This window comes from Vibrio sp. 1249-1 (assembly GCF_033340495.1).
In genome coordinates this window covers 71,508-83,461 of sequence record NZ_JAWOWJ010000016.1, presented here as the reverse complement: position 1 = coordinate 83,461, position 11,954 = coordinate 71,508, and the positions used below count along the sequence as shown (strand labels likewise).

Sequence of the window (11,954 nt, the reverse complement as noted above, 5' to 3'; positions counted from 1 at the left end):
CATACCACCTTAAACACTAAAACCAACGCATAGTAAAAATGCCACGCGTTGCGAATCACTCTTAAACAGTTTGTTAGTTGAATTTTTTCACCGCTCTACACTTGGGAAAGGTTGAACAACCCCAAAACTGCTTACCTATATTTTCACCACGCTTGGTTTCACGCAACACCATTTCAGAGCCGCAACGGGGACACTGATTTGAGCTAGCTTTGGATGTAACAACTTCTTTGACATGTTTCCGATGCTTTAAATCCGTAATGACTCCGCGCTTTAACTTTACCTGGTTTATAGACTCTGTTAACCGAGCATAATCCTTATCAGAGAACACGACTTCGTTAAATTGTTGAATGTATCGAATACTTCCTCGAGCATAGGTAACGTTTGGAGGCATTTCGGTTTTAAAGGTACTGTCGCCGATGAAAACAATAACTGAATGTAAGTGTTCTTCACTGCAACCTAGCAAGGTTTCCAGAGCTTTTATGTGCTTGTAATTCTGATGCAGTGGGTTCTGAAATTTAGAGGAATGACGGTAAATCTTTTGTGTCCACTGTTTCTGGCGAACTGAACCAAATATCCAACCTTTCATATTCTTAGTTTCAACGACGAAGATGCCATATCTAGAAACCACAATATGGTCGACTTGAGTTGTACCATCGTTAGTCGGCAACGTTACGTCTTTTATTAGTGTGTAATCAGACTCTGGTAATTTGGACAAAAGACGGTTCACGAGAAACTCACCGAATACACCTTTTAGCCACCTACTTTTGAAAACGCTAACAATGAGCAATAAAGGCACTAGATACCAGACTTGCGCAAGCACATTAATAAATGCCTCAAAAATATTCACGGATTTTCCCTATTCAACTAACGCCGCATTAAGGTGTGAGCAACGCTACCACAAAACTAGACCATACCACCGTAAACACAAAACCCAACGATGACACCAAAAATGCCAAGCGTTGGGAATCACTCTTAAATGCTTTGTTAAAACGCAGTTTTACACATCATCTTCCGACAACATTTGACGACAATTACGAACTGTTAGTACGCGGATTTCATGACTTAAGCTGTAGATAATACGATAGTGACCAAAAATAATTTCACGATAATTCGTATGAGGCATTTCAGGAACAAAGCGCCCCATCTCAGGCATACTGCCAAGTAGTTCAGTTTTGTCAAAAACTTCGTTTACCCACTTTTCTGCCACAGATGGGTTATCCAAAGAAATGAACTCCGCTGCATCGCCTAACTTTTGAAGCGCTAATGGAGACCAAACTACTTTCATTTTTTAATGCGCCCCAAAACTTGAGCACGCGCATCATCATTGGAGACGCCAAGACCTGAAGCTAATTGAGCTTCCGCTGTTCGCATTTCTTCCAGTAATTCGATTTTCTCTTGCATTGCTTCATACTCAGCAACGTCAAGGACAACAGCAACACCTTTGCCACGTTGAGTAATTACCAATGGACGGCGAGTCTCATTGATTTGTTTGATGTAAGAAGCTACACCTGCGCGAAACTCAGACAACGGCTGAATGTCTTGATCGAAATGAATACGACTCATATTGAACTCCAACTGGTACAAAATAACGTACAAATAATAGTTCAACTAACAGTTATGAGCAAGAAATTGATTCTGCGTTATAACGCCGCGTTAAGTAGTGAGCAACGCTACCACCTAACCTAAACCGTTGCACCGTAAACACAAAACTCAAATTGGACGAAAAATGCCACGCGTTGCGAATCTGCCTTAAACGCTTTGTTATGTGCTATTTCCCTAAGCATAACTTTATTACCTCTAAACCTAGGGTTAGAGCTGCAATGATAACCGCTGCTAAAGTAAGCCGATTAAGGCTAGTTGTTAATTTAGTTGACGAATCATTAGCTTTGTTTATTTCGTGACTTAAAGCCTCAATATTTTTTACTAGAGCTTCTTGTGCTGAAGCCGATTTGTTGTGAGACGAAAATACCCGGTTGGTTGCTAATGTTTCGTAGAAAGTTTTTTCGACATCACCCAATGTCCTTTCCTTTGATTCATTATTCAAAACTGACCTCCAGATTTTGCTAGCACATAACGCCGCATTAAGGTGTGAGCAACGCTACCACGAAACTTAACCAGACCACCGTAAACACAATACCCAACGATGAAATGAAAAATGCCAAGCGTTGGGAATCACTCTTAAATGCTTTGTTATGTGCCTTTATCTGCTATATGTGTAAAGTACACATTTATAACTGCGGAAATAAACAATAGAAATGCGATGGTTTGCTGAATGCGAGCCATCCTAATACTGTCACGGTGCTTTCGTTCCTCTCTTTGATAAGCCGAAAGTGTATTCAGAGCCTGTGGGTTCACAGTTATGTTAGACAGATGGAGAACTTCATCTTTAAAACTAACATCTCCACTTTCTTGTAAGGCTAATAGTTTCCAGCGCAAGTCCATGTTATGGGTATAGTCAGTTCTATTTTCCGAGCTGTTCCCATAAATTTCACGCTTTAGTGCATAGAAATTGACTTTATTTGACGCATCTCTATGTTTTAGAACCACACTTAACAATTCAAATTTTTCGTAATAACTAATCGTTTTTTTATCTCGACTTTGTTCGAAAAACCACTTAACACGATTAATACCAAGCACATTATAAATATAAGCACTAAGCAACGTTGTATACTCTAATTGCCATAAGCGATAATGATGTTTAATCAACAAGTCGTATTGAGACAGTTGAGAGAACGGTATCTTGTGAGTTTCAGCATCATCACTGTCAGGGTCTGGATAATGGAAAGTTAGGACATTTTCACCTTCAATTGATTCCAGATAATATTTCTTCGAATCCTTAGCCCAGATAAAGTACATATCGTTATTTTCCAATGACGATTTAGAGCCAAGATAAACCCGTTCTCTAGCTTTAAATTTAACTAAAGACTTTAGCAAAAATTTTTTGAACATAGTTCTCCTTTGACGCTTTGGCACATAACGCCGCGTTAAGGGGTGAGCAACGCCTGCCACCCGACCTAAACCATTGTGCCGTAAACACTAAAGCTAACTTAAATGGAAAATGCCAAGCGTTGGGAATCCCTCTTGAACGCCTTGTTAGCTTATTTAGTGCAAACCATTGTATACCAAAAAACTTACCCTACTGCGCATGAAGTATGAACTTGAGACATACCACTGAGCCGAATTTACAGGTTTGAGCTTTGAATTACCTTGAACCAGACCAAAACCGCCGAGCGTGGAGACTCACGGAACTTCACACACAAAAGCTGATATTTGACTTGCTGATTTCACACGAGGACTTTGTCACTTACACCTAACGAGGCGATGCTTGAATTTGACCCGCCTTGATATCTAACCGATAACCGATATAGCTCAATTAGGAACAAAACGAGTACAAGATAAAACATTGCCAGAGCACGATATTTCGATTTAGTTCGGCACTAAACATTTGCTATAATATACTGATCTTTAGAGAGTAAGCTAACGCCCTGTTAAGGTGTGAGCAACGCAATACCAAAGCTCCTGCATACCACCTTAAACACTAAACGCAACGCATAGTAAAAATGCCACGCGTTGCGAATCACTCTTAAACAGTTTGTTAGGGCTATTTTATTGCTTTCGGAAGCCCACCATATGGCATGAACTCTTGAACCTCAAAAGGAATATAAGATTCCTCAGCATTTTGCTGGACTTGGTCAGAGAGCACAGCCACAACGCCAAACTTAAACTCTTTGTCACCCTCAAGCATCACATAATAAGGCATTCGTTTTAGAGAGTTTCGCGTTAACTCAGCTATTTCCGGACTTTGGTAGGATAAAAGTTCCTCTAGCTGCTGTTGGTTGAAGTCCATTGATATTGCACACTCAACGTCTCCCTCGACCACACTAGTAGTTGTGTACAAACCATCTTCAACCCTTGCGATAAACTTACTATTTACAAGTGGACCGATGAACCTAAAACCTTGAATTGCGCCCAACTTTACCATGGAAACACCAAAATCCGGATGATACTCCACCAATGCAGGATTTGCTTTTACATCCGCGTTTAATAACCTGAATAGAAGCTCCCAGTGCTTTGAAATCTCTTTTAACTTAAATTGCAAAATGGGTTCAAATTTTGATACTTGATAAAGCACAAACTCTTCACCATTACATAGCGCATAATATTGAGCTCTAACCTCAGGATGAATTGCGTATGAATACGCTTGTTCTACATGCTTGCTTCTTGTTAGCTGCTCACTCGGAGCTTTTGCATCTAAAACCCAGAACGGTTTATCATCAGCTAAGAATAAATAGTCGGGAATAATTGAGACTTTGCGTTGCTTTGAACCGATTGCAACTAGGGGATTAATTAATGAACGACTTCTGACTACTCTATTGTCACCGCTGATTTTGTAACCTAAATTCCTTATTATTGGAAGTATTAACTCTTCCCTTACTGCATCTTCTTGAAACTCTGGATCATTTAAAACATCAAAGTCAAAATCTGAAAACATAATTTTTCACCATTCTATAAATAGCCTTAACGCTTTCTATACGGCGACTTGCCGTCTTTCTGGCAGGCTACCGCCTTCTTTCTTATCAAAAGCGCTATCAATCGTAGCACTTATCTGTATGAAACAAATAGAAAAACAGTATGAATATGTGTGGTGGCGCGCGCAATTAGGCGGCGCACAGCACGCTAATTTCAAAAGTGGTGATACATTAACGGAACTGTGTAAATAAACAGGTTAATTTATCATGAAAAGTCAGTTTTTACTTAGTGTAAAAGAGCACATGCTTACTCGTCATTATGCGAATAAAACTATCGAAAGTTATCTATTTTGGATAAAACGTTTTATCACTTTTCACCAGCTCGCCCACCCATCAACACTAGCAGAAGATGATGTCATTCAATTTCTGAGTTACTTAGCGGTAGAAGAAAAAGTTGCGGTAAAAACGCAAGCTTTGGCGCTGAACTCAATATCATTTTTATATCGTGATTATTTTAAAACCCCACTATCACTTGATATGAGATTTCAGAAATCCTTGACCGAAAAGAAACTTCCCGTTGTGTTAACCAGGGAGGAGATCCGAAGATTCGTTCAGCATATCGACCCGAGGTATAGACTCCATATTCAGCTACTTTACGGCTCCGGGCTTCGAGTGATGGAATGTTTACGCTTAAGAGTTCAAGACATCGATTATGATTATGGTGCAGTTCGCGTTTGGCAAGGAAAAGGAGGTAAAAATCGTACAGTCACATTAGCCAAAGAACTACATGAACCACTCAAAGCTCAAGTTAATTTAGCAAGAAACTACTACTTTAAAGATAGGCACATGCCTGGTTATGCGGGCGTATACATCTCTGAAGGTTTACGACGTAAATACCCAAAAGCGGAGCTAGATTTTAACTGGCACTTTTTGTTTCCATCAACAAAGTTAAGCGCAGATCGAGACACTGGTGAATTGAGAAGGCATCATATCAATGAAAGCGCAATACAAAGAGCAGTAAAGCGCGCGGCAAGCGACGCAAGCATTGAGAAAACTGTAACTTGCCACACACTAAGACACAGTTTTGCCACGCACTTATTGGAATCTGGCGCAGACATTAGAACTGTTCAGGAACAATTAGGGCATACTGATGTAAAAACCACGCAGATCTATACTCACGTTATCGAGCGCGGGGCTGGTGGTGTGTTGAGTCCATTATCCAGCCTTTAGAAAAACAAAGCCACCTCGAAAGGTGGCTTTGTTTTATAACTCTTTATTGACGAACACCGAGTTTCACATTGCCTTTTGAATCAAACCAAAGTGCTTGCGAACGGCGACGTCCTATTAGTATCGGACCATCGTCATAAAAGAGAAAGTTCTTCCAGTGCTTTTTAAAAATAGACCATTTCGTTTCGATGACATTGTACTTCTCGTAGCAAAAGTAAACGGTTACATCGTCTTGCCAATCGATATGTGCCTCAGCTTCCGCTGGCATGTCAGGATCATCCGACTCCCACGCAGCCATCCAATCCACAGTTTCAGACCAATTCGCCTCATTCATTGGCCAGTCTTGGGAACTAAGTCTATCCATATCAGGGCTTTGAGCACTGATATTTTCTTTCCAAAATTGTGCTGAGCGGGCTTGGCTCATCGGCTTAATAAAAGCCAAATCTTCTTCTGGCACAGGCATCGACTGATGCGTAAAAATCCATTTTCTTTGGTATTCGTCCAAAGGCAAATAAGACATTCAGTCTCCTTTATTACGATTTCAGCCAACCTTTCTCTGTGGCTTCTTCAATCAACTCTTTCGCTTTGTCCCATAAGGTAACAGAGCCAAATTCAATTCGTTTATTAATGGTAAGTGCTTGTTCGCGTGAGACACCATGTTCCTTCCAACTCTGACCATTATTATGGTAGTTCAAGAGCATTGGAATTAACCGATCGAGTGCTTTTGCATACTTAGCATCATCGGTCTGCGCGGCTTCAAATTCATGCCAAAGCGCCAATAGCTCTTGCTCCTGATCGCTGGGTAACATACCAAACAAGCGCTCTGCGGCTCTAATTTCTTTTTCTGCTTGCTCTTGAGACGCAGCAGTATCATAAACAAAGGTATCGCCCGCGTCGATCTCTACTACGTCATGTATCAATAACATTTTCATCACTCGGCAAATATCAACAGGTGCATTCGCATGCTCTTCCATCAATATTGCCATCAGTGCGACATGCCAACTATGCTCACCACTATTTTCGAGGCGCCCTTCAGCACTTTTAACTCGAGTTCGGCGCAAAATGCTTTTGAGTTTATCGAGCTCGATTACAAGTGCTAACTGCTTTTCCAATCGTTCCATACTATCGCCCTTCTGGCTGCCAATTCGGATTAATAAGCGACGTTAGGACGTGGTCTTGCCACTCACCATTAATCAAAAGGTAATCTTTTGCATACCCTTCTCGGTTGAACCCTACATGCTCTAGCACAGATTCACTACGTTTATTGTGAGGCATGTAGCCAGCTTGAATACGATGCAGTTTCTGGACATTAAACATGTAGTCGCAAGCCATGGTTAATCCACGACGCATATAACCATGCCCTTGCGCTTTTTCAGCGAGAGAATATCCGACGTTACAAGAATAAAAAGGGAAACGACTCAAACTACTAAAGGATATCGTACCTAGCATTTCACCCGAAGAGGCTCTGACTAAAAGGCAATAATACCCCAATCCCATTCGATGCAGCTCATTGAGCTTGATAAGCTTTTGCAACCAACCGTTCACTGAGAAAAAAGCCTCTTCACGTTTCGGTTCAAACGGTTTCAGGTATTCTCGGTTCGCTTGAAAATATTCGGCAATCATATCTGCGTCACCGATTTCAGCGGTACGAAGAAGCAAGTCACCGTCCAACTTATGAACGGCGATAGATGAGCTGTTATCTTCCATTACAAATGATTAATTCCGTCTTTTCGTTCAATTCGATTAATTCTTACGTATACCGTAATCACGCAGTTTATTAGCGATTGAGGTATGCGATACATTCAAGCGCTTAGCAAGCTTGCGGCTTGATGGGAATGACTGATACAAACGTTCCAGAACTTGAGATTCATAATCACGCATGATCTCATCCAAAGAACCGTCGATGTTAAGCGTTGCACTACCAGCGCCGACTGACTGAGGCTGAGGTAAATTGAAGTGATCCGCGTTTAGTATATCACCATCCATTTCCGTGAGCGCTCGAAGAACCATGTTATCCAGCTGGCGCATGTTTCCTGGCCACTGATAATTTGCAAGGGCATCAACTAGACCATCATCAAACTCTGGCTTATCAATCCCAAGCTGTTGAGCATGTTTCGCCACAAACAACTCAAGCAATGGTGCAACGTCGTTTGAGCGCTTACGTAACGGAGGAATGCTGAGCGTAAGTACGTTGAGACGATAATACAAATCTTCACGGAACATTCCTGCTTCAGAAAGCTCGGCAAGGTTATGTTTTGTTGAAGCGATGATACGAACATCGACATGCATCTCATCTTCTGCACCGACACGACGGAAATTACCATCCTGTAGAAAACGTAACAGCTTGATTTGAAGGTGCGAACTCATTTCACCGATTTCATCAAGAAATACCGTGCCGCCATTTGCTTGCTCAAAGATGCCTTTGTGGCCTTGTTCATGATTGAATGAACCCGGCGCATGACCAAAAAGTTCGGTTTCTGCTACATCGTCAGGCATCGAAGCACAACTCAAAACTAGGAATGGCTTGCTCGCGCGGCTAGAACGGCTGTGGCAAGCTTTAGCAAGCATTTCTTTACCGGTCCCCGTTTCGCCCTCAATCAACAATGGTTGGTCAAGCACAGACAGCTTCTTAGCTTGGTTCATTAGTGCTTTATGACGGTTCGATATACCAACAAAGTGTTCAAAACCCAGAGGATTATGCAGCGGTAGCGCTTCTTCAATTCTGGCAACTTGCTGACTAGAGCGAATCGTCATTAGAGTACTCGCTAGAGTCGAGTTTTGCGCTTCGTCTCGGATATAAACGGGCATCAACTCTAGAACATAGTCCAAGCCATCAATCACAAGGTTTTCCCGCGTTCGACCATTAACACCTTCAGACCAACGAGAGAAACGAACACTTGGTAACAAAGCACCGATTTGAGTACCAATCACTTCTTGCTTGTGAAGGCCAAGCAATGAAAGTGCAGACATGTTTGCCATGTCTACGGCACCTTTAAGATCAATGGCAAAAACCGGATCGGGCAAGTTATCAACTAACGAGAGCAGCTCCGTATTGTGGCGCTCCATCGGCATAAACTGGATTTTACGTACGTCTTTCACCCCCGGAATACGGCGGATTTCAGCCATCAGCTCACTAAACGTATCAAAATCAATATCCGGGCAATTCAAATAGATAATACCGCTAATATCGATTTCGATACCACGCAAGTCGATGCTTTTAGACGCTAAAATATCGAGCAGTTCTCGGGTCAAGCCGAGTCGATCTTCACATAAGACTTCAAGACGCACTTAAAATATCCCAATTCACAACTGTCAGGAAAAGTTGACAGTAGTTTCTATCATGCTTGGAATGGCGTCAAGCAATCCTATCCATCAAAGTTGATATTCGTTACGGTTTCATCGTAATTGATGCAACTTTCGCCGCCACAGCCTTGCGTATGGTGCCCAACTTAACCTGACGGTCAGGATACCAGGGTAGTGGACGCAATAAGGTCATCGCTTTCAAGCCCAAACGTGCCGTTAGAATACCAACACCTAGTCCCTGCCCCGCACGAGCAGAAACTTTGCCAGCAAGATCCATCGACATCAAATCCATACTGGCATCAATAGCGATCTCACTGGCACCAGCCGCCGCCATATTGACAAATACCGCTCTTAGTAACTTGATGCGAGATGCATAACCTAGCTCTACCCCATATACCTTGGAGAGGTTGTCGATCATTTTGAAATTTCGCCAAGCCACCAGCAACATATCAGCGGCAGCCAGAGGGCTCACGGCGACTAGGGCCGCACACTCGGTTGCGTGCTGTGATACGATTTTCGTTGCCAACTTGTCTTGTTGGCTCACCACCATCGAGTCATACATATCAAGAATTTCAGCGTCACTATGAGCAGGGTTAATACTGTTCTGCCAACGATCAAAGCCCGGATTCTCTGCCATCACACCACTTTGTTCTGCTACGGTTTCGCAAAAGGCTTTCCCTTTCCCAACGCTCTCACTATTAACAAGTGCTTCTGCTTCTTCTTGAACACTAAAATGATTTCGTAGTTTTCGCAGTTTCCAAAGCTCTTTACCCATAGCTCCTAAACCAAGCGAAGCGATCGCAGCAATAAACCCCGTCCAGCTTAAGGCTAGCCAATCAGAAGCCTGAATTGCGGTTATAACCGAGTCCACCGCTTGCCAGCCAACCAGACCAGCAAAAGTTGCAAATGCGCCAGTCGCGAGCCATTTTCTGCCCGATTTTGGACGAATGACATGCTCGAGTTGCAATTCCTGTTCGGTCTCCTGGTGCGCTTCTTTAACTTCAACAGGTACAAATGTTTCTTTTTCGCCGAATGTTTGCTGCGCCGTCAATTCCGGTTGATTCGATTGCTGCTCTTTTTCCATTACCTTTTCAGAGAAAACTTGTTTTTGCTTCAACTCACTCATTTCAATTTATCTCCAATCAGGTAATCCAATGCTTTGTCTAAGCGTATGTGCTTCACTGGCTCATCATTCGGTGAGGGCATCGGACGAAACGACGTAAAATCAAACCCGTTGTTTTGCCAATACGCTGCATTTGGTAGCTTTTTCGGCACCTCTCCGGGAAACATAGTCATCGGCTCACCACCCAATGTTGTTCCTTGTAACGCCGGAATGGTCTTATCTCCAGAGGAAATAAACCCCGTCGTGGTTGCTTGGATGGAAGCGATACTCATGCAGCTCATCTCAATATTCTCGTAGGCTGCCGTTTGCCATGCTGGATGCACCATTTGTTGGAGCAGAGACACCAAATTTGGGTGCTGATCGGGCGTGATATGATCCGCTTTTGTAGCAGCAAACAACACTTTGTCGATTTTTGGTGAGAACAAACGACGCAAAAAGCTACTACGACCATAGCGGAAGCTATGCATGATCTGTTCTAGCGCTTGGCGCATGTCGTAAAACGCTTCATCACCGGCATTGAGAGGCTGCAAACAATCCACCAGTACAATCTGGCGATCGAAGGTCGCAAAATGATGCTTATAAAACGCTTTCACGACTTTCTGTTGGTATTCCTGAAAACGGGCTTCTAACATCGCTAAGTTACTGCCCTTGGACGCTTTGCTTTCCGAATCAACACGACACGGAAAAAACTGTAGCACCGGCGCGCCTGCTAGCTCACCAGGTAATACAAAGCGGCCAGGCTGAACCCAATGAAGGCCAGCGTCTTTACAGGCATGAAGGTACTCGGTGTATGTGTGTGCAACTTTCTCAAGTAGTTTCTCATTCACTTCTGCAAAGAGATCCACTTTCTCCAGTTCAGAAAGCCAAGCTTTGGCTAAATCGCCACGCTGGCCTTTAAGTGCATCAAACTGAGTTTGCGACCACGTTGCAAAGTCCATGTCCAATAAAGGCAGGTCGAGCAACCACTCTCCTGGATAGTCGATAATATCAACATTTAAAATTGCGGTTTTACTCAACAGCTTTTTCGTAGTTTTATTTGGTTTGTACTTGAGCGCTAAGCGAATCTCACTCACATCACGTGTCGGTACTGGCCACTGAGGTGGAGTGGCATGAATTTGGCTCATCGCCTCATCGTAAGCAAAGCGTGGCACCATCATATTCGATTGAGGCTCACGCTTCGCCCCAATAAGGCGCTTATCTCTAGCCGCAGTCAAAAGAGGCAAATTGTCATGGGTTGCAGTATGAAGAAGCTGATTCACTAATGACGTGATGAATGCCGTCTTACCGGCACGAGAAAGTCCGGTGACAGCAATTCGAACATTAGAGTCCATACCTCTGTTGATAAAGTCATTAACTTCTTTCTTTATTCTCTTCATTACGCTTCTTTATCTTACTCCACTTTAAAACAACGTTGTCAGCGACTTCGAATTTCGATCTATGAATACTGTTCTATCCCGAATTCTATGAGTTTAACTTTATATACCTTAATAAAAGATGAACAAAACATCCGGCTTAATGCTGTGTTAAAAAAGAAAAGCCCCTGAGTGGTTCAGAGGCTTACTTAATCTACAGCATTAGTAACTCTATATGCGCTGATTACTATGTTAAACAGGAACCCGCTTTCTTTAAGCCTAGTCGTCTTCGATTAACTTATAGATAACAAATAGAGCGATTTCCAAAATCAACCACAACACACATGTGATGGTCACGTACTTTTCATCAAAGATGCTGATACCGTGAAGAATCAAGTCATAGCCAACAAAGCCACCTATCACTACAGCAAGAATAATTTGTAGAATCTGAATAAAACGAGGCATGCCGTCTCCTAATTA

General features: G+C 42.6%; 14 protein-coding genes. 1 reads left to right on the top strand and 13 read right to left on the bottom strand.

Going from position 1 to position 11,954, the window contains the following annotated elements; all coding sequences use genetic code 11:
• Nucleotides 1–73: 73 nt before the first annotated feature.
• From R7Z50_RS20855 to R7Z50_RS20830, 6 genes are all read right to left on the bottom strand, one after another.
• Nucleotides 74–847 carry an NERD domain-containing protein gene (locus R7Z50_RS20855; RefSeq protein WP_318149244.1) on the bottom strand — a complete coding sequence of 258 codons (774 nt, stop codon included), beginning with the start codon at nucleotides 845–847 and terminating at the stop codon, nucleotides 74–76.
• A 150-nt stretch (nucleotides 848–997) separates the two neighbouring features.
• On the bottom strand, nucleotides 998–1,285 hold the full coding sequence (locus R7Z50_RS20850) for a type II toxin-antitoxin system RelE/ParE family toxin (RefSeq protein ID WP_203491063.1): 288 nt from the start codon (nucleotides 1,283–1,285) through the stop codon (nucleotides 998–1,000).
• Nucleotides 1,282–1,563: a type II toxin-antitoxin system Phd/YefM family antitoxin gene (locus tag R7Z50_RS20845; RefSeq protein WP_000086647.1), complete on the bottom strand. Its 282-nt coding sequence runs from the start codon at nucleotides 1,561–1,563 to the stop codon at nucleotides 1,282–1,284. Before R7Z50_RS20845 ends, R7Z50_RS20850 begins: the two co-directional genes overlap by 4 nt.
• A 205-nt stretch (nucleotides 1,564–1,768) precedes the next feature.
• Complete coding sequence (locus R7Z50_RS20840; RefSeq protein WP_225481802.1) at nucleotides 1,769–2,017, bottom strand: hypothetical protein; 249 nt, start codon at nucleotides 2,015–2,017, stop codon at nucleotides 1,769–1,771.
• A gap of 173 nt (nucleotides 2,018–2,190) precedes the next feature.
• Entirely contained in the window at nucleotides 2,191–2,949 is a 759-nt protein-coding gene (locus tag R7Z50_RS20835; RefSeq protein ID WP_213892801.1) for a hypothetical protein, read from the bottom strand.
• A 652-nt stretch (nucleotides 2,950–3,601) separates the two neighbouring features.
• Nucleotides 3,602–4,492 carry a type I restriction enzyme HsdR N-terminal domain-containing protein gene (locus tag R7Z50_RS20830; protein ID WP_054577386.1) on the bottom strand — a complete coding sequence of 297 codons (891 nt, stop codon included), beginning with the start codon at nucleotides 4,490–4,492 and terminating at the stop codon, nucleotides 3,602–3,604.
• Nucleotides 4,493–4,736: 244 nt separating this feature from the next.
• Here R7Z50_RS20830 and R7Z50_RS20825 point away from each other — a divergent pair, with 244 nt between their 5' ends.
• A complete protein-coding gene (locus tag R7Z50_RS20825; RefSeq protein WP_017636093.1) occupies nucleotides 4,737–5,699 on the top strand; it encodes an integron integrase in 963 nt (320 codons plus the stop codon).
• A gap of 43 nt (nucleotides 5,700–5,742) precedes the next feature.
• On the opposite strand, the gene R7Z50_RS20820 is transcribed toward R7Z50_RS20825, so the two are convergent.
• The 7 genes from R7Z50_RS20820 to R7Z50_RS20790 all read right to left on the bottom strand — a co-directional run bounded on the left by R7Z50_RS20820 (nucleotide 5,743) and on the right by R7Z50_RS20790 (nucleotide 11,939).
• Nucleotides 5,743–6,216 carry a DUF2947 domain-containing protein gene (locus tag R7Z50_RS20820; RefSeq protein WP_017636094.1) on the bottom strand — a complete coding sequence of 158 codons (474 nt, stop codon included), beginning with the start codon at nucleotides 6,214–6,216 and terminating at the stop codon, nucleotides 5,743–5,745.
• Nucleotides 6,217–6,229: 13 nt separating this feature from the next.
• Nucleotides 6,230–6,817 carry an HD domain-containing protein gene (locus R7Z50_RS20815; protein ID WP_005376917.1) on the bottom strand — a complete coding sequence of 196 codons (588 nt, stop codon included), beginning with the start codon at nucleotides 6,815–6,817 and terminating at the stop codon, nucleotides 6,230–6,232.
• Between the two features lies 1 nt (nucleotide 6,818).
• Complete coding sequence (rimJ, locus tag R7Z50_RS20810; RefSeq protein ID WP_005388271.1) at nucleotides 6,819–7,403, bottom strand: ribosomal protein S5-alanine N-acetyltransferase; 585 nt, start codon at nucleotides 7,401–7,403, stop codon at nucleotides 6,819–6,821.
• Between the two features lie 36 nt (nucleotides 7,404–7,439).
• Nucleotides 7,440–8,984, bottom strand: coding sequence for a transcriptional regulator TyrR (gene tyrR, locus R7Z50_RS20805; protein WP_017820442.1), 1,545 nt, complete (start codon nucleotides 8,982–8,984; stop codon nucleotides 7,440–7,442).
• A 100-nt stretch (nucleotides 8,985–9,084) separates the two neighbouring features.
• Nucleotides 9,085–10,125: a YcjF family protein gene (locus R7Z50_RS20800; protein ID WP_065274660.1), complete on the bottom strand. Its 1,041-nt coding sequence runs from the start codon at nucleotides 10,123–10,125 to the stop codon at nucleotides 9,085–9,087.
• Complete coding sequence (locus tag R7Z50_RS20795; protein WP_065274661.1) at nucleotides 10,122–11,498, bottom strand: YcjX family protein; 1,377 nt, start codon at nucleotides 11,496–11,498, stop codon at nucleotides 10,122–10,124. The genes R7Z50_RS20800 and R7Z50_RS20795 overlap by 4 nt, the downstream gene beginning before the upstream one ends.
• A gap of 255 nt (nucleotides 11,499–11,753) precedes the next feature.
• The gene (locus R7Z50_RS20790; protein WP_005376906.1) at nucleotides 11,754–11,939 is read right to left on the bottom strand and encodes a hypothetical protein; all 186 of its coding nucleotides are present in this window, start codon (nucleotides 11,937–11,939) and stop codon (nucleotides 11,754–11,756) included.
• Between the last annotated feature and the right edge of the window lie 15 nt (nucleotides 11,940–11,954).

Coding starts and splice junctions, on each gene's coding strand:
- R7Z50_RS20795 (WP_065274661.1), bottom strand. CDS start 11,498: ATGAAGAGAATAAAGAAAGAAGTTAATGACTTTATCAACAGAGGTATG.
- R7Z50_RS20800 (WP_065274660.1), bottom strand. CDS start 10,125: ATGAGTGAGTTGAAGCAAAAACAAGTTTTCTCTGAAAAGGTAATGGAA.
- R7Z50_RS20820 (WP_017636094.1), bottom strand. CDS start 6,216: ATGTCTTATTTGCCTTTGGACGAATACCAAAGAAAATGGATTTTTACG.
- rimJ (WP_005388271.1), bottom strand. CDS start 7,403: ATGGAAGATAACAGCTCATCTATCGCCGTTCATAAGTTGGACGGTGAC.
- R7Z50_RS20850 (WP_203491063.1), bottom strand. CDS start 1,285: ATGAAAGTAGTTTGGTCTCCATTAGCGCTTCAAAAGTTAGGCGATGCA.
- R7Z50_RS20815 (WP_005376917.1), bottom strand. CDS start 6,817: ATGGAACGATTGGAAAAGCAGTTAGCACTTGTAATCGAGCTCGATAAA.
- R7Z50_RS20830 (WP_054577386.1), bottom strand. CDS start 4,492: ATGTTTTCAGATTTTGACTTTGATGTTTTAAATGATCCAGAGTTTCAA.
- R7Z50_RS20825 (WP_017636093.1), top strand. CDS start 4,737: ATGAAAAGTCAGTTTTTACTTAGTGTAAAAGAGCACATGCTTACTCGT.
- R7Z50_RS20790 (WP_005376906.1), bottom strand. CDS start 11,939: ATGCCTCGTTTTATTCAGATTCTACAAATTATTCTTGCTGTAGTGATA.
- R7Z50_RS20845 (WP_000086647.1), bottom strand. CDS start 1,563: ATGAGTCGTATTCATTTCGATCAAGACATTCAGCCGTTGTCTGAGTTT.
- R7Z50_RS20835 (WP_213892801.1), bottom strand. CDS start 2,949: ATGTTCAAAAAATTTTTGCTAAAGTCTTTAGTTAAATTTAAAGCTAGA.